This window comes from Luteimonas pelagia (genome assembly GCF_054776035.1).
On the sequence record NZ_BAAHCG010000002.1, the window covers coordinates 349,458 to 365,391 of the forward strand.

The 15,934-nt window shown below is 72.1% G+C and carries 15 protein-coding genes, 1 pseudogene and 2 riboswitches; of the genes and pseudogenes, 8 read left to right on the forward strand and 8 right to left on the reverse strand.

All coding sequences use genetic code 11. From position 1 onward, the window contains the following. Positions 1-61: 61 nt before the first annotated feature. Positions 62-166: riboswitch (glycine riboswitch) on the reverse strand. Positions 167-172: 6 nt separating this feature from the next. Further along, positions 173-259, reverse strand: a riboswitch (glycine riboswitch). Positions 260-413: 154 nt separating this feature from the next. After that, a complete protein-coding gene (locus ACYU7H_RS06755; protein ID WP_460813387.1) occupies positions 414-1,682 on the forward strand; it encodes a multidrug effflux MFS transporter in 1,269 nt (422 codons plus the stop codon). Between the two features lie 171 nt (positions 1,683-1,853). On the opposite strand, the gene ACYU7H_RS06760 is transcribed toward ACYU7H_RS06755, so the two are convergent. Then, complete coding sequence (locus ACYU7H_RS06760) at positions 1,854-2,972, reverse strand: aromatic ring-hydroxylating oxygenase subunit alpha (protein WP_460813388.1); 1,119 nt, start codon at positions 2,970-2,972, stop codon at positions 1,854-1,856. Between the two features lie 109 nt (positions 2,973-3,081). On the opposite strand from ACYU7H_RS06760, the gene ACYU7H_RS06765 reads away from it, so the two are divergent. After that, a complete protein-coding gene (locus ACYU7H_RS06765) occupies positions 3,082-4,986 on the forward strand; it encodes a transglycosylase domain-containing protein (protein WP_460813389.1) in 1,905 nt (634 codons plus the stop codon). Positions 4,987-5,057: 71 nt separating this feature from the next. On the opposite strand, the gene ACYU7H_RS06770 is transcribed toward ACYU7H_RS06765, so the two are convergent. From ACYU7H_RS06770 to ACYU7H_RS06800, 7 genes are all read right to left on the reverse strand, one after another. Further along, a complete protein-coding gene (locus tag ACYU7H_RS06770; protein WP_460813390.1) occupies positions 5,058-7,139 on the reverse strand; it encodes a M2 family metallopeptidase in 2,082 nt (693 codons plus the stop codon). Positions 7,140-7,236: 97 nt separating this feature from the next. After that, entirely contained in the window at positions 7,237-7,914 is a 678-nt protein-coding gene (locus ACYU7H_RS06775; RefSeq protein ID WP_460813391.1) for a YrbL family protein, read from the reverse strand. A 12-nt stretch (positions 7,915-7,926) separates the two neighbouring features. After that, positions 7,927-8,400, reverse strand: a complete 474-nt coding sequence (locus ACYU7H_RS06780; RefSeq protein ID WP_460813392.1) for a hypothetical protein — start codon at positions 8,398-8,400, stop codon at positions 7,927-7,929. A 52-nt stretch (positions 8,401-8,452) separates the two neighbouring features. Next, positions 8,453-8,737: a cell division topological specificity factor MinE gene (gene minE, locus ACYU7H_RS06785; protein ID WP_460813393.1), complete on the reverse strand. Its 285-nt coding sequence runs from the start codon at positions 8,735-8,737 to the stop codon at positions 8,453-8,455. 3 nt (positions 8,738-8,740) lie between these two features. Next, the gene (gene minD, locus ACYU7H_RS06790) at positions 8,741-9,550 is read right to left on the reverse strand and encodes a septum site-determining protein MinD (RefSeq protein WP_460813394.1); all 810 of its coding nucleotides are present in this window, start codon (positions 9,548-9,550) and stop codon (positions 8,741-8,743) included. Positions 9,551-9,575: 25 nt separating this feature from the next. After that, on the reverse strand, positions 9,576-10,358 hold the full coding sequence (minC, locus tag ACYU7H_RS06795) for a septum site-determining protein MinC (protein ID WP_460813980.1): 783 nt from the start codon (positions 10,356-10,358) through the stop codon (positions 9,576-9,578). After that, entirely contained in the window at positions 10,355-10,990 is a 636-nt protein-coding gene (locus ACYU7H_RS06800) for a GNAT family N-acetyltransferase (protein WP_460813395.1), read from the reverse strand. Before ACYU7H_RS06800 ends, minC begins: the two co-directional genes overlap by 4 nt. Before the next feature lie 177 nt (positions 10,991-11,167). Between ACYU7H_RS06800 and ACYU7H_RS06805 the strand changes: the two genes are divergently transcribed. The 6 genes and pseudogenes from ACYU7H_RS06805 to ACYU7H_RS06830 all read left to right on the forward strand — a co-directional run bounded on the left by ACYU7H_RS06805 (position 11,168) and on the right by ACYU7H_RS06830 (position 15,930). Continuing rightward, on the forward strand, positions 11,168-12,367 hold the full coding sequence (locus tag ACYU7H_RS06805) for a sensor histidine kinase (RefSeq protein WP_460813396.1): 1,200 nt from the start codon (positions 11,168-11,170) through the stop codon (positions 12,365-12,367). Positions 12,368-12,452: 85 nt separating this feature from the next. Continuing rightward, on the forward strand, positions 12,453-13,094 hold the full coding sequence (locus ACYU7H_RS06810; RefSeq protein ID WP_460813397.1) for a response regulator: 642 nt from the start codon (positions 12,453-12,455) through the stop codon (positions 13,092-13,094). A 235-nt stretch (positions 13,095-13,329) separates the two neighbouring features. After that, positions 13,330-13,398, forward strand: a pseudogene (locus ACYU7H_RS06815) (DNA-binding response regulator); the annotation flags it as partial. 174 nt (positions 13,399-13,572) lie between these two features. Further along, positions 13,573-14,766: a polyketide cyclase gene (locus ACYU7H_RS06820; protein WP_460813398.1), complete on the forward strand. Its 1,194-nt coding sequence runs from the start codon at positions 13,573-13,575 to the stop codon at positions 14,764-14,766. A gap of 157 nt (positions 14,767-14,923) precedes the next feature. Then, positions 14,924-15,253 (forward strand): DUF423 domain-containing protein, encoded by a 330-nt coding sequence (locus ACYU7H_RS06825; RefSeq protein WP_460813399.1) that lies wholly within the window; start codon positions 14,924-14,926, stop codon positions 15,251-15,253. A 2-nt stretch (positions 15,254-15,255) separates the two neighbouring features. Further along, a complete protein-coding gene (locus tag ACYU7H_RS06830) occupies positions 15,256-15,930 on the forward strand; it encodes a DNA-3-methyladenine glycosylase family protein (RefSeq protein ID WP_460813400.1) in 675 nt (224 codons plus the stop codon). Positions 15,931-15,934 lie beyond the last annotated feature (4 nt).

Genomic DNA, 15,934 nt, shown 5'->3' on the forward strand with positions numbered 1-15,934 from the left:
GAATGGGGGGCGGTGTGCGCGCAGCGCACGGATCGCCACGCGGCCGCGCGGCGGAGGGCCCCTCTGTCCTTTTGCCTGAGAGTTTGGAAGCGGCGGGGGGAGGGTCGCCTGCTTCGTGCCCCTTCGGCGCCGGTGGCCGCCGCGGGGCGGGCCGGTCTCTCCAGAGTGTGTGTCGCGCGCGGCGGTACGGGGCCTGAGCGATTGCGGGCGTTTGCGCCTTCGGCAGCGGGGCGGGCCCCGCTTCTCCCACCGCGTGCGCCGCCGATTATACCGGGCGGCCCGCCCGGCAAGCGCCTGCCGGACGCGGGCCGCATCCCGGTGCCGGGGCCTTAACATGGCCGGCCGCGCCGCGCCCCCACGGGTTCCATGCCCCAGCGTCCCGCCCGCCACGCCGCCGACCGGCGGCCCGCCCAATGAACGGCCCGCGCATGCCCTCGCTGCGCTGGCTGGCCGTGCTGCTGGGCGGGTTGGCGATGTTCGGCCCGTTCTCGATCGACACCGTGTTCCCCGCGTTCCCGGCGATGGGCGCGCAGCTGGACGCGGACAAGGTCGCGATGCAGCAGACGATCAGCGTCTACCTGGTCGCCTATGCCCTGATGAGCGTGGTCCACGGGCCGCTGTCGGACGCCCTGGGGCGTCGGCGGGTGATCCTGCCCGGGCTGGTGGTCTTCGGGGTGGCCTCGGTCGGCTGCGCGCTGGCGCAGGACCTGCCGACGTTGCTCGCCTTCCGGGCCCTGCAGGGATTGAGCGCCGGCGTGGGCCTGATCGTCGGCCGCGCCGTGATCCGCGACGTGCTGTCGGGGGACGACGCGCAGCGGCTCATGAGCCAGGTCTCGATGATCTTCGGCATCGCACCCGCGATCGCGCCGGTGATTGGCGGCTGGATCCTCGGCTGGGGCGCGTGGCCGCTGATCTTCTGGTTCCTGGTGCTGTTCTCGATCGTGCTTGTGGCGGCGGTGTGGCTGGGCCTGCCCGAGACGCACCCGGTGGAGCAGCGGATCTCGCTCCGGCCCCGGCGGCTGCTGCGCGACTACGCGGCGATCTTCGTCAATCCACGGTTCCAGCGCCTGGCGGCGGCGGGCGCCTTCAATTTCGCGGCGCTGTTCCTGTACATCGCCTCGGCGCCGGCGTTCGTGCTCGACCTGCTGCGCCTCGACGGCCAGCCGTTGGACGAGGGCGACTTCGCCTGGTTCTTCGTGCCGACGATTGGCGGGATGATGCTGGGCGCGTACATGTCCGGGCGCGCGGCGGGCAGGATCAGCGGCCGCCAGCTGGCGCGCATCGGTTTCGCCTGCTGCGGCGCCGCGGCGCTGGGCAACGTCGCCTACAACCTCGCCTTCGAGGTCCCCGAACTGCCCTGGGCCGTGTTGCCGATGATGCTCAATGCCTTCGGCATCGCGCTGGTGTTCCCGATCCTGACGCTGGCGATCCTGGACATGTATCCGCGGCAGCGCGGGAGCGCGTCCTCGCTGCAGGCCTTCACCGGACTGGTGCTGCATTCGATCGTGGCCGGCGTGCTGTCGCCGCTGCTCAGCCACGACCCGCTCTGGCTGGCGCTGGCGGCGGCGCTCTCCACGACGCTGGGCTGGCTGTTCTGGCGCTGGGAGATGCACACCGGCGAGCGCGTGCCCGAGTGCGCGCCGGACGAGGCGCCGGGGCTGGAGCCCACCGAAAGATTGTAGGAGCGCGCCTGCGCGCGCGAATCCGGCCAGAGCCCGTTCCCGTGGGCACGCCATTCGCGGGCGTAGGCCCGCTCCTACAAGGCATGATCGAGCGTGCAGGAGCGCGACTCGCACCGCGATGCTTTCCCCGCGAACCCCGGTTTCGCGGGCATTGCGCCCCGAGGGGCGCTCCTACAGGGGTGGGGCGTCGCCTTGGGCGTGTTCGCGGTAGGTGCGGCGCAGCAGCTCGTGGAAGTGGTGCACGGCGTTCTCGCGCAGCGGGTTGAGCCGGCCGGGCACGTAGGACCCGGACGCCAGCCCGCGCTGCACGTCCTCGCAGATGGTCAGGTCCTCCAGCTGCACCTCGTCGCTGAAGGCGCGGTCGGCGTCGCGCCGCGCGCGCGCCTCGCCGGACGCGTCGACCGTGTAGTAGAAGTCGAATTCCACGCGGCACCGGTCCACGCCCTTCGGCACGACGCGGTTGGTCTGCAGCCGGCCGGGCAGGATGTTGAGCATGGTGTTCGGCCACAGCCAGTAGTAGAGGGCGTCCCCGCCGCCATACAGCGCATCGTCGCTCTCCAGCGGGCTCCACTGGTACGAGTACCAGTCGGCCGTCTCGGTCACGTAGCTGCGGTAGTCCAGCAGCCGGTTGAGGCCGGGGTGGATGTGCGGGACGTGGTAGCCCTCGAGGTAGTTGTCGACGTAGACCTTCCAGTTGCAGGCCACGTCGTAGCCAACGCGCTGGTGGTGCCCGAACTCCGGCAGGCCCCGGTCCGCGCCGAGCCGCTCGTCGATACCGGCGACGAACGCCTCGAAGGGCGGTGCGCTCGCCGCGTCGACGGCCGCGAACACGAGGCCCTGCCAGATGCGCACCGCGAGCTGCGGCAGGCGCACCTGGGAGGGTTCGAAGTCGACGGCGTCACCCATTTCAGGCGCCGAGCGCAGCGTGCCGTCCAGGGTGTAGGTCCAGCCGTGGTAGCGGCAGCGCAGCGACTTCGCGGCCAGCCCGTCGCAGCTGGCGATCGGGCCCGCCCGGTGCCGGCAGACGTTGTGCATCACGCGCACCTCGCCGTCGGCCCCGCGCACCGCGATCACCGGCAACCCGCCCAGGTCCGCGACCACGTGGTCGCCCGCGTCGCGCAGCTGGCACACGTGCGCCACCAGCTGCCAGCCGCGGTCGAAGATCGCGGCGCGGTCGAGCGCCACCATCGCCGGATCGACGTAGAACCGCGCGGCGAGCGCACGGGCGCGCGCCGCTGGCTGTGGCTGGAGATCGGGGCTGGAACGGTCGAAGAGGGGCGTGGCGTGCATGCGCCGAGTATCGCGCAGTCGCCGGTTCGCCGCGATCGGGTGTATCGAATCGGCGCCGGATTCACGCCCGCGCTGGTACACCGGCACGTCCAGACCCGCTGCCGGCCGCATGGACGCCCCGACCGAATTCCCTTTGCGATCCGAACCCGCCCCCGGGGCGACCCTGCACCCGCGTGGCTGGACGCGCCGGAGGCGGCGCGTCGCCGCGGCGGTCGGCATCCTGTCCGCCGTCTTCGTGCTGTTCGCCGCGCTCATGCCGGTGGACCGCGCCTTCGAACCGCTCGCAGAACCCGCCATCGTGCTGCTCGACCGGCATGGCGAACCGTTCGCCCGCCGTGGCGCCTACAAGGACACCCCGGTGTCCGTGGACACGTTGCCGCGGCACATGGTCGATGCCGTGGTCGCGATCGAGGACCGGCGCTTCCGGTCGCACCCCGGGGTCGACCCGATCGGCATCGCCCGCGCCGCACGCGAGAACGCAATCGCGGGCGGGATCGAGCAGGGCGGCAGCACGATCACGCAGCAGCTGGCGAAGGTCGCCTACCTCGACAGCGACCGGACCCTGCGACGGAAGGTGCAGGAGGCGATCGGTGCCCTGTGGCTCGAGTTGCGGCTCGACAAGGACGAGATCCTGTCCAGGTACCTGAGCGCCGTCTACTTCGGCGATGGCGTGCATGGATTGCGCGCGGCCGCGCGCCATTACTTCGACAAGGCGCCCGAGGACCTCGACCTGGCGGAATCGGCGATGCTCGCCGGCCTCATCAAGGCGCCGTCCGCGCTGGCGCCCACCCGCGACCCGGCCGCTGCACGTGCCCGTGCCCGCGTGGTGCTCGACCGCATGGTGGACGCGGGCATGGTCACGCGCGAACAGGCCGATGCCGCGGGAGACGCGCGCGTGCGGCCGGGCCGCGACGAGCTGCCGGTGGGCGGCTACTTCGCGGACTGGGTGTCGCGCCAGGCCAAGTCGGCCGCGGGCGTCGCCCACGGCGAACAGGCCGTGCGCACGACCCTGGACGGCCGCCTGCAGCGCCACGCGGAGGCCGTGCTGCGGCGGGCACTGGACGGGCGGGGCGCGGCGGCCAACGCGGGCCAGGGCGCGGTGGTGGTGATGGACAGGCACGGCGAGGTGCTGGCGCTGGTGGGGGGACGCGATTACGCGGACAGCCAGTTCGACCGCGCGACCCAGGCGCGGCGGCAGCCCGGCTCGGTCTTCAAGCTGTTCGTCTACCTCGCCGCACTGCGCGACGGCATGACGCCCGATGACACGGTCGAGGACACGCGGCTCGCGTCGCGCGACGGCTGGCAGCCCGCCAACTACTCGGATGATTACGCCGGGACGGTGACGCTCCGCGACGCCTTCGCCCGCTCCAGCAACGTGGCCGCGGTGCGGCTGATCGATCGCGTCGGGCCGGGGGCCGTCGTGCGTGCGGCGCGGGACCTGGGCATCGAGAGCGATCTTTCCGCCGATCCGACGCTCGCCCTCGGGACGTCGGAGGTCGGCCTGATGGAGCTGGTGGCCGCGTTCGCCGCCTTGCCCGCCGGCCAGGCGCCGGTCCGGCCGCGGGGCGTCCCGGCCGGGGAAGGCGATCGTGGCGACGCGGACGCCGGCAAGCCGCTGGACCCCGCGCATCGCGCGATGCTCCTGGACATGCTCTGGAGCGCGGTGGACCAGGGCACCGGGCGCGCCGCGCGGCTGGGCACGCCGGTGTTCGGCAAGACCGGCACGACGCAGGACCACCGCGACGCGTGGTTCGTCGGGCTCGCCGGCGACCTGGCCATCGGTGTCTGGATCGGCAACGACGACAACACGCCGATGGACGGCGTGACCGGGGGCGGCCTTCCCGCCGACGTGTGGCGGGACGTGGCCGCCTTCGCGCTCGGCGATCCCGGACCGGCGGCAAAGGGCACCCCGGAGCCGGCGACCCGGCGCAGCGGTCCGGTCAGGCGTGCGCTGGAACGCGTCCGCGGCAAGTTCAAGAAGCGCTTCAAGCGCGGGCGCGGACGCGGCCGGTAGGCGTTCGTGGACGCGGAAATGCGGCGGGCCGGCATCGCCGGCCCGCCGAGGTCATCGCGATTGAAGCGAACTCAGTCCGAGTCGGCCGCGTCCGGCTTCACCTCTTCCCCCGTGGCCTTGTCGGCGTCGCCGGCCGCCTTGGCCGCGTCGTCCCTGGCGGCCGGCTTGGCGGCCGGCTTCGCGGGCGTGGCGCCCGCGGCATCGGCCGTCCAGCCGCAGGTGCGGCCGGCGTTCTGCTCGGTCAGCCAAGCCTGCAGCGGCGCGAAGTACTCGAGGACCGCGGAAGCGTCCATCTTCTCGCCGCCGGTCAGTTCCTTGAGCGTGTCCTGCCACGGCTGGCTGGCGCCCTTCGAGAGCATCGCCTTGAACTTCTCGCCCGCCGCGGCGTTGCCGTAGAAGCTGCATTCGTACAGCGGGCCGTCGTGGCCGGCCGCGTCGCACAGCGCCTTGTACATCTGGAACTGCAGCACGTGCGATAGGAAGTAGCGCAGGTACGGGGTGTTGCCCGGGATGTGGTACTTCGCGCCCGGGTCGAAGAATTCCTCGCCGCGCGCCTCCACCGGCGCCACGCCCTGGTACTGGGCCTTCAGGTCCCACCAGGCCTGGTTGTAGTTCTCGGGCGTGATCGAGCCGTCGAAAACGCCCCAGCGCCAGCGGTCGATCATCAGGCCGAAGGGCAGGAACGACACCTTCGCCAGCGCCATGCGCATCTGCGCGTTGATCAGCGCCTCCTGGCTCTGCGCCTGGCCCTGGGCAAGCCCGATCGACTGCAGGTAGTCGGGCGTCATCGCCAGCACGATCGTGTCGCCGATGGCCTCGTGGAAGCCGTCGTGCGCGCCGGCCTGGAAGATCGGCGGCTGGTCCTTGTACTGGAGGTAGTAATAGACGTGGCCCAGCTCGTGGTAGATCGTGGTGAAGTCTTCCTCGTTGGGCTTGATGCACATCTTGGTGCGGACGTCCTTGCCCTCGGTGTCCATCGGCCAGGCGCTGGCGTGGCAGACCACGTCGCGGTCGCGCGGCTTGATGAACTGCGTGCGTTCCCAGTACGTCTCCGGCAGTTCCTGCATGCCGAGCGCGGTGTAGAACTCCTCGGCGCGCTCGGTCATCTCCTTCGCGGTCTGCAGCTGCGCCGCGCGCTCGGCCTCGACGATCTGCTGCGGCGTCGGGTTGGGGAACTTCGCCAGCTGCGCGGTGTAGTTGCGCTGCGCCTGCGCTTCGAGCGCGGACGTGATGTCCAGGCTGCCGGCACCTTCGTACGGCTGCAGGATGTCCCAGAGGTTGCCCCAGTCCTGCTGCCACATGTTGCCCATCAGGTGGGCGGGGAGCAGGCCGCCGTCGACCGTGCCGCGGCCCGGGTACTGTTCCTCGAGCTTGGCGCGGGTATAGCAGTGCAGCTGCTCGTACAGCGGCTTGACCTGGTTCCACAGGCGGTCGCTCTCGGCGTGGATCTCGGCCGGGCTCATGTCGTAGCCCGCGCGCCACATCTCGCCGGCGTCGGCGAAGCCCATTTCCTTGGAGCCCTCGTTGACGAGCTCGACGAACCGCGCGTAGTCCTCGCGCATCGGCTGCGCGATCGTGTGCCAGCCGCGCCAGGCCTCGAGCTGGGCGTCGTAGTCGCGGTCGCCGCGGAGCACGTCCTCCAGGTCGCCGAGCTGGCGGCAGGTCTCCGGGTCGTCCTTGTCCGTGCAGTACGCGCCGGAGCCGTACATGCCTTCCATGCGGGTGACGATCTGGGTCAGTTCCTCGAGCTTGGCCGGATCCTTCGGTGCCGGCATCGCGGTGCTGAGCTTGAGCAGGTTGATGGCGCGCGCCGTTTCCGGCGACATGTCCTGGCCCTCGAAACGGCGGGCCTGCTCGATCCAGGCGTTGAGCTGGGACAACCAGCGCTCGTTGGCCTTGGCCGCGACCATCTGCGAGTCGTCGTTGATGTACGTGGCGGACATCCACTGGGCCGCGCTCAGCTCCGCGTAGAGCGACTTGAACTCCTCGTTGACGCGCGCGATGAACTGGTCGGCGGTCTCGTCGGCGGGGGGCGTGCGCGACGCGGTGGACCCGGTGGAGGCGGCGTCGGAACCGGCCGGTTCGCGGGTGCAGGCGGACAGGCTCAGCGCCGAGACGACGGCGAGCGCGAGCAGGGCATGGCGTGGTTTCACGGGCAATCCTCGGGCAGGCGCCCGGTCGGGCGCGGTCGGGGGTGGAGGGGCAGGCTAGTGCCGGGCCGGGACCGCCGCAAGCCGGCGGCGGGCCGGTTCAGGCGCCCGCGGCGCGGATCCGCGCGCGCAGCCGGGCCGCGCGGCGGACGAGCTTCCGTCGTCCAAGTGCCGGGAACCAGCGTGCGAGCGGCAGCAATGCTCGGCCCGAGACCGTGGATTTCGCGTCGACGCAGACCAGGCGCGGGCGGCCCCGGTCGCCGACCACCACGAAGTTCCCCGCATTCAGGTCGAACAACGGCACGCGATGCGCGAGCAGCCAGGCCTCCAGGTCGTCGACGGCCGCGCACAGCGCGTCGGCCGGCCAGCGCGGCACGCCCGACAGCAGGGCATAGAGGCTCGGCGCCGGATCGCCGCGGTCGTCGCGCACCAGCGAGCAGCGCAGCGCGGTCCCGGCGGGCGTCCGCACGAGTCCGTGCACGGGTGCGATGCGTTCGGCAAGGCGGGTCTCGTCGATGCGTGCGCGCAGGCGGCGCCACGCGCGCAGCTCGGTCGCGTTCTCGGACAGGCCCGGGAACCGCGCCGCAAGGCGACGACGCAGTCGCGCACGCAGGCCGCCACGCGTCCGTGCTTCGGGGGGAAGCGGCACCTTGAGGCAGCAGCCCGCGTGGTCCGGATCCTCGACGACCACGCGGTTGGCGCCATGGCCCAGCGCCACGCGCGCGGACAGCCAGGGGTGGTCGGCGACGAGGCGGCGGGCGGATTCGGCGGTGGCCATCGGTCGTCGGCGTCAGGGCAGGCGCAGGCGGCGCGCATCGTCGACCAGGCCGCGCGACTGCAGCCAGGCCCAGGCGGATTCCGCGTCGTGTTCGACGTAGGCGGCGGCCGAACCGAGCCGGAACGTGTAACCCCAGGCATCCATGTCGGACAGAACGCGCGCGGCACCGACGCCCGGCAGGGCCTCGCCCAGCAGCGACTGGAGCACGCAGACCGCGTCCTCCTCCTCGATCGAATCGGTGGCGTCGGTGTGCACCGCGGCCCGGCGCGCCGGCGGCAGCACGATCAGGTGGGCCGCCTCGTGCAGCAGCGAATGCACCGGCGTGTCGTCGCGGGCATACACGGTCGCCCCGACGAGCCCGGCCTCGGGCGGGCCCCAGTAGCTGCCGGGGATGTCGCCGCCCGCGGCCACGCGCTGGAGCGTCACGCCGAAGCGGGCGAGCAGCGCGCCGGGCGCCTCGAAGCCGGTGTCGGCGAGCGTCAGCATCGTGTCGCCGGGCGACGGCGCGGCCGGTGCCGCACCGCGCCGTGCGCGCCCGTCAGCCGCCGGCGGCGGCCGCGCGCGCCTCGCCCTCGTCCGAGTCGGGCAGGGCGACGGAGATGTCGAGCACGTCGTGCTCGCCGTCCTTCACCAGGTCGACCTTGACCGCCTCGGCGTCCACGCTGACGTACTTGCGGATCACCTCCAGCAGTTCGCGGCGCAGCAGCGGCAGGTAGTCCGGGCCCCCATGCGTGGTCCGCTCCTGCGCGATGATGATGCGCAGGCGGTCCTTGGCGATGGACGCGGTGTTCTTCTTGGTCTTGAGGAAATCGAACAGGCCCATGCATCAACCCCCGAACATCTTGCTGAAGAACCCCTTCTTCTCCAGCTGGGTGAACCGCATCGGCCGCTCCTCGCCCATCAGGCGGGCGACCGCGTCGTCGTAGGCCTGACCGGCGTTGGATTCCATGTCCAGGATCACCGGCTCGCCCTTGTTGGAGGCGTTGAGCACGTCGGGCGACTCGGGGATCACGCCGACCGTCTTCAGGCCGAGCACTTCCTCCACGTCGCCGATCGACAGCATCTCGCCGGTGCCCACGCGCTGCGGGCTGTACCGGGTCAGCAGCAGGTGCTCCTTGACCCGCTCGCCGTTCTCGGCGCGGCGGGTCTTGGACGAGAGCAGGCCGAGGATGCGGTCGGAGTCGCGCACCGAGGAGACCTCGGGGTTGACCACGACCACCGCCTGGTCGGCGAAGTACATCGCCAGGAACGCGCCCTTCTCGATGCCGGCGGGCGAGTCGCAGACGATGTAGTCGAAGCCGTCGTCGGCCAGGTCCTTGAGGACCTTCTCCACGCCTTCCTTCGTCAGCGCGTCCTTGTCGCGCGTCTGCGAGGCGGCCAGCACGTGCAGCGTCTCGAAGCGCTTGTCCTTGATCAGCGCCTGGCGCAGCGACGCCTCGCCCTGGATGACGTTGACGAAGTCGTAGACCACCCGGCGCTCGCAACCCATGATCAGGTCGAGGTTGCGCAGGCCGACGTCGAAGTCGATGACAGCGACCTTCTTGCCGCGGCGCGCGAGGCCGCAGGCCAGGCTGGCGCTGGTGGTGGTCTTGCCGACTCCGCCCTTGCCGGAGGTGACGACGATGATTTCGGCCAAGTGGTGGTCCTCCGTTGGTGCCGGCTCAGTCGAGCGCGGCGAGTTTGAGTTGTCCGTCTTCCAGCCAGACCTGCACGGCCTTGCCGCGCAGGTCGGCCGGGATGTCCTCGAGCACCTTGTAGTGGCCGGCCACGGCGACCAGCTCGGCATGGAACTCGCGGCAGAAGATCCGCGCCTTCTCGTGGCCCTGCGCGCCGGCGAGCGCGCGACCGCGAAGGGCGCCGTAGATGTGGATCGAGCCGTCGGCGATGACCTCCGCGCCGGCGCCCACCGTGGCCATGACCGTGAGGTCGCGGTTGTCCGCGTAGACCTGCTGGCCCGAGCGCACCGGCGTGGCGTGCATCATCCCGGGGTCGCCGGCCGGGGCCTGCGGCGCCGGGGCCGGCGCGCCGCGGGGCGCGGCCGGTTCCGGTGCCCGCTCGACCGGCGCGGGTGCCGGGGCAGGCGTGCCGGCATCGCCCGCGCGCTCGTACTGCGCTCGGAACTTCGCCAGCAGCGGCAGGCCGAGGGACTCGGCGAGGCGTTCGTTGTCGCTGCTGCCGTACGCCAGCGCGACCGGGATGACCCCGGCGTCGCGCAGGGCGTCGAGCAGCGCCCGCGCCGTCGCGTGGTCGGGCAGGGCGGGCAGGGGGCTGAAGTCGACGATGACCGCGGCGCGCGCGAACAGCTTCGGCGCACGCTGCACGCGATCGCGCATCTCCGCGGCGAGCCGGTCGATGTCGAGCGTGGTGACGCGCAGGTTGGCGATGCCGACCTGCCCGATCTTCAGTTCGCCGGCCTGGGCGTAATCCACCTGGGCCGACATCAGCGGCAGGTCCCCGTCGGGCGCGGCGCCTCGTCGGCGCCGGGGGCGGCATCCGCGGCGTGCACGCGGCGCGGCGCGGGCAGCCAGGACACGTCAGGAAGGCGGCCGCCGTAGGTGTCCCGCACCCAGGCGAAGCTGCAGAGTTCCTTCATCTGCATCGACGCGCGGATGCGCCGGCCGTCGGCGGTCTCCATGACGTGCTGGCCGACCTCGCGGAAGCCGAAGCTGCCGTGGAAGAGCAGGGCCGGGTCGCTGCCCTCGTCCAGGAAGACCTCGCAGGCCAGTTGCGGGTGGCGCAGCTCGGCGTAGCTCTGCACGTCCGCGTACAGCGCGCGGCCGACGCCGCCGCCGCGGCGCCGGCTCGCGACGACGATGCGGTCGATGTAGAAGAAGTCCGGATGCCGCTCGCGGAACCAGCGGAAATTGCTGCTGTCGTGCCCGGCGTCCGGGCCGAAGCCGACCAGGAAGCCGGCCAGCGTCCCGTCGCGCTCGGCGACGCGGAAGTATTCGGCGCTGTCGTAGAAGCGACGCAGGCGGGCCGCGTCGAGCGGCAGGATGGCGGGACCGGCGGCGTTGTTCAGGGCAAGGACGGAATCCAGCTCGTGCTCGCGCACGTCGCGGACGGCAATCGACATTCCCAGGCTCCCGGCTCTCCGTGGCGATGGCCGGACCGTCTTGCGCGGCCTCGGCGGTGCTCCGGCGGATTATCGCACGTCCGGGGCGTCCGGCGCCGCGCCCGAGACCGCGCCGGGGCGTTGGAGGCATGACTTCCGACCGGCCTGCCGCGCCCGTTCCAGGCGCTAGGATGCGGCATGCTCGCGCGCCTCACCCATACCCGCCTGCTGCGCTACGCCGGCCTGTTCACCTGGGCCGTCGTCGGTGCGCCGCTGCTGTATTCGTGGCTGGTGCCGGTGCCCGGCGTGGACGAGGCCGCCAGCGTCGCGCGCTGGGACTGGCACGGATGGCTGGCGTACGGCGCGTTCGGGCTGAGCTACGCCTGGCTGACGCGCGGGCTCGGCGCGCGGCGGGTGGCCGCGCTGGACTACCTGTTGCTGGTGGTGCTGACCGCGAGCGCGATCGCCGTCAGCTACTACAGCTCCAGTGGACTGGGCAGCATCCTGCTGATGGTCGCGGCCTGCGTGCTGCCGTGGCTGCTGCCGATGTCCGTGGGCGTGCCCTGGCTGCTGCTGAGCCAGCTGGCCGTCGTGCCGGTGTTCGTCCGCGCGCTGGGCTTCCCGCTGGTCGAGGCGCTGATGCAGTCGCTGATGTACGCCGGCTTCTCAGGCTTCATCTACGTCACCAGCCTCGTGGCGCGGCAGCAGGCGCAGGCGCGCGAGGAGCAGCGGCGGCTCAATGCCGAACTGCGCGCCACCCGCGCGCTGCTGGCCGAGAGCGCGCGCGTCAACGAACGCACCCGCATCTCGCGCGAACTGCACGACCTCCTCGGGCACCACCTCACGGCGCTCAGCCTCAACCTGGAGGTCGCCGGCCACCTGTCCGAGGGGCGGGTGCGGGAGCACGTGACGCAGGCCAACACGCTCGCGCGCCTGCTGCTGACCGACGTGCGCGAGGCGGTCAGCGCGCTGCGCGAGAGCGGCGCGATCGACCTGGGCGCGGCGCTGCGGCCGCTCGCCGAGCACGTGCCCTCGCTGTCGATCGCGATGGACATCGACGAACCGCTCACCCTGGACGACCCCGAGCGGGCACATGTCCTGCTGCGCTGCACGCAGGAGATCATCACCAACGCGGTGCGCCACGCCGAGGCCGACCACCTCTGGATCCGCGTGCGACGCGAGGACGGCCGCATCGCGATCGAGGCCAGGGACGACGGGCGCGGCGCCGACGCGGCGTCGCCGGGCAACGGCCTGCGCGGCATGCGCGAGCGGCTGCTGGCGGCCGGCGGTGGCCTCGACTTCGGCACCGTGCCGGAGGGCGGCTTCCGCGTGGCCCTTTGGCTGCCGGCCAGCGGCGCCGCGGCCTCGCCGGCCATGGCCCGGGGCGAAGCGGCATGAGGTCCGGACCGGCCCCGCGACACGTTTCCATCGAACCGCCACGGACCCGCGTCGACGCGGCGCGGGCCGTCACAAGGAGCGACAGATGATCCGCGTATGCCTCGTCGACGACCAGACCCTGGTACGCCAGGGCGTCCGTTCCCTGCTCGCGCTGTCGGAGGAGATCGAGGTCGTCGCGGAAGCGGCCGACGGCAAGCAGGCGCTGGAGACCGTCCCGCGCGAGAAGCCCGACGTGGTGCTGATGGACATGCGCATGCCGGTCATGTCCGGGCTCGAGGCGCTGCAGGCCCTGTCGCGCATCGGCCAGCTGCCGCCGACGATCATCCTGACCACCTTCGACGACGACCAGCTGGTGCTGGCCGGCCTGAAGGCCGGCGCGAAGGGCTACCTGCTCAAGGACGTGTCGCTCGACCAGCTGGTGGGCGCGATCAAGACCGTGGCCGCCGGCGGCTCGCTGGTGCAGCCGGCGGTGACCCAGCGCCTGCTGTCGGGCCTGGAGCACATGCGCAACGACTTCGTCAGCCTCGACCGCCCGGACCCGCTGACCGACCGGGAAACCGAGATCCTCAGGCTCATGGCATCCGGCTTCTCCAACAAGGAGATCGCCAATTCGCTGGGCGTGGCGGAGGGCACGATCAAGAACCACGTGTCCAACATCCTGAGCAAGCTCGGCGTGCGCGATCGCACCCGGGCGGTACTGAAGGCTTTCGAACTGCAGCTGGTCTGACCGGCAGGATGCCCGGCCCGCCGCGTCGCGGCGGGCGTTCGCGGGCGCGCGAGCCGATGGCTCGCAAGCGGCGCCCGCTCACCCTGAGCAAGCTCGGCGTGCGCGATCGCACCCGGGCGGTACTGAAGGCTTTCGAACTGCAGCTGGTCTGATCGGCAGGATGCCCAGCCCGCCGCGTCGCGGCGGGCGTTCGCGGGCGCGCGAGCCGATGGCTCGCAAGCGGCGCCCGCTCACCCTGAGCAAGCTCGGCGTGCGCGATCGCACCCGGGCGGTCCTCAAGGCCTTCGAGCTGCAGCTGGTCTGAGCGGCCGCTGGCCTGGCACCACCAGGCCCCGGCCCACGGGCCCCGCGGGCCGGCGCGGACCGCGTGAAACCGTGAACGGCGCGGGCTGACCGGGGCCGGGGTTCCTTGGTACGATGACGGACTGCGCGCCCCGGACCCGGGGGAGACGCGGCGGAACCCCCTGGAGAACCCTGAATGACCCGTCTGATCGAGATCCTGATTGCGCTGGCGATGGTGGCCGCGCTGTTCCTGGTCGTCGGCATCCTGCTGCCGTCCTCGCGGCACCTGGAGGCCGAGGTCGAGACCAACCGCAAGATGCAGATCGTCTACGACACGATTTCCGGCACCCGCCGCTTCGACGACTGGAACCCGGTCGTGCTGCAGGATCCGGCCATGCGGACCGAGACGACGGGTCCGGAGCAGGGTGAAGGCGCGACCTTCAATTACGTCTCCAGCGAGCCGAAGGTCGGCACGGGCAAGTGGGAGATCGTCGAGGCCGTGCCGGGCGAGCGCGTCGTCTACCGCCTCGAGAACCCGCTGCGCGGCCAGGACAAGACGATGACGTTCACGCTGGAGCCCACCGGCCGCAACAACCGCAACGTCAAGATCACCCAGACCTACGACGTCGACTACGGCTGGGACATCCTCGGCCGCTACCAGGGCCTGTACGTGCCGCGCAGCGTCGGCGACAGCATGAAGTTCGGCCTGCAGCGCCTGAGCAACATGCTGGCCACGGTGCCGAACTTCGACTACTCGATCCTGCCGGTCGAGCCGGCGCTGGTCGAGCTGCCCGCCGAGAACATGCTGGTCGTCGAGGCCACCGTCGAGCGCAACAACGACGTGCTGCGCCGCCAGATGAACGCGAACATGGAGTGGATCCGCCGCACCATGGACGCCAACAACCTCGAGGCCGCCGGCCCGGTGCGCATCATCACCACCGAGTTCGGCAGCGAGAACTACACCTTCGACGTCGCCCAGCCGGTGCGCCGCAAGGGCACGGGCCCGGCCGCCACGGACGCGGCGGAAGACGACAGTGACGAGGGCGCCGATGCGGACGCCGACGCCACCGGGGGCGAGGACGAGGACGCCGCCGACGAGACGCCGACCCCGATCGTCGCGATCCGTGGCCCGGATGCGGCGCAGATCGAGGTCAAGGTGTCCGGCGACGGCAACCCGACCGTGTACCGCCACGTCGAAGCGCGCCGCGTCGTCGTCACCGCGCATCGCGGCCACATGGCCGGCCTGCCGGCGGTCCGTGACGCCCTGCGCGCCTGGGCGCTGACCCAGGGCCTGGAGACGCAGGATCGTCCGTTCGAAGTCTGGAAGTCCGGCATCGCCGGTGGCTTCGAGGCCGACGGCCAGTTCGACGTGTACTGGCCGGTCAAGTAAGGCGACCGTCCAACGAGGCATCGACGCGCCGCGGTTCGCCGCGGCGCGTTCGTTTCCGGCCTCCGTTCCCGGACTCCGTGTCCCGGCTGATATCGTTCCGCGCATGCCGTCTCCAGTGACCGCTCCGCCTTCCGCGCTTCGATGGCCTGTCCGCGGCGTGGGCGCCGCCGGCGCCATGCTCGCCGCGGCGGGCACGGCGCTGGCCGCGTACGCGGCGCACGGCGCGGACGGCGAGGTGCGCGCGCATCTCTACATGGCCGCGCTGTTCGCGTTCGGCAACGGCGTCGCGCTCGCCGCGCTCGCACCGCGCGCAGCCCGTCCCGGGGGCGCCGTGCCGCTGCTGCTGCTCCTGTCGGGCACCGTGCTGTTCGCCGGGAGCCTGGTCGCCGCGCGCCTGTTCGGGGTGCCGTCGATGGCCGCGCCCTGGGGCGGGATGTTGATGATCGTCGGCTGGCTCGTGCTGGCCGTGGACCTGGCGCGGCGCTGACCATGCCGCGCCACGCCCGCGGCTTCGACATCGACGCGGCCCACGCCCACCTCGCGCGGCGGGACCGGCGCCTCGCGGGCTGGATGAAGCGCCTGGGCCCGCTGCCGGCGGATCCGCGCTGGCGGCGTCCGTTCGATCCTGTCGACGCGCTGGCCCGCGCGATCCTGTACCAGCAGCTGTCCGGCAAGGCCGCCGCCACGATCGTCGCGCGCGTGGAGGCGGCGATCGGAAGCGACCGCTTCCACTGCGACACGCTGGCCCGCATCGACGACGCGGCCCTCCGGGCCTGCGGGGTGTCGGGCAACAAGGCGCTCGCCCTGCGCGACCTGGCGGCGCGCGAAGCGCGTGGCGAGATTCCCACGACGCGCCGCATGTCGACGATGACGGCCGACGAGATCGTCGCCGCACTCGTGCCCATCCGCGGCATCGGCCGCTGGACCGTCGAGATGATGCTGATGTTCCGGCTCGGGCGGCCGGACGTGCTGCCGGTCGACGACCTCGGCATCCGCAAGGGCGTGCAGGTCGTCGACGGCCTCGACACGCCGCCGCCCCCGCGTTCGCTGGCCGAACGGGGCGAGCGCTGGGCGCCGTACCGGACGCTCGCCGCGCTCTATCTCTGGCGGATCGCCGACACCGCGGCGCAGGCGGCGAGGCCGACGCCCCGGTCGCAGGGCTGAGCGA

Coding starts and splice junctions, on each gene's coding strand:
- ACYU7H_RS06755 (WP_460813387.1), top strand. CDS start 414: ATGAACGGCCCGCGCATGCCCTCGCTGCGCTGGCTGGCCGTGCTGCTG.
- ACYU7H_RS06765 (WP_460813389.1), top strand. CDS start 3,082: ATGGACGCCCCGACCGAATTCCCTTTGCGATCCGAACCCGCCCCCGGG.
- ACYU7H_RS06760 (WP_460813388.1), bottom strand. CDS start 2,972: ATGCACGCCACGCCCCTCTTCGACCGTTCCAGCCCCGATCTCCAGCCA.
- minE (WP_460813393.1), bottom strand. CDS start 8,737: ATGGGCCTGTTCGATTTCCTCAAGACCAAGAAGAACACCGCGTCCATC.
- ACYU7H_RS06805 (WP_460813396.1), top strand. CDS start 11,168: ATGCTCGCGCGCCTCACCCATACCCGCCTGCTGCGCTACGCCGGCCTG.
- ACYU7H_RS06810 (WP_460813397.1), top strand. CDS start 12,453: ATGATCCGCGTATGCCTCGTCGACGACCAGACCCTGGTACGCCAGGGC.
- ACYU7H_RS06780 (WP_460813392.1), bottom strand. CDS start 8,400: ATGCTGACGCTCGCCGACACCGGCTTCGAGGCGCCCGGCGCGCTGCTC.
- ACYU7H_RS06830 (WP_460813400.1), top strand. CDS start 15,256: ATGCCGCGCCACGCCCGCGGCTTCGACATCGACGCGGCCCACGCCCAC.
- ACYU7H_RS06820 (WP_460813398.1), top strand. CDS start 13,573: ATGACCCGTCTGATCGAGATCCTGATTGCGCTGGCGATGGTGGCCGCG.
- ACYU7H_RS06775 (WP_460813391.1), bottom strand. CDS start 7,914: ATGGCCACCGCCGAATCCGCCCGCCGCCTCGTCGCCGACCACCCCTGG.
- ACYU7H_RS06800 (WP_460813395.1), bottom strand. CDS start 10,990: ATGTCGATTGCCGTCCGCGACGTGCGCGAGCACGAGCTGGATTCCGTC.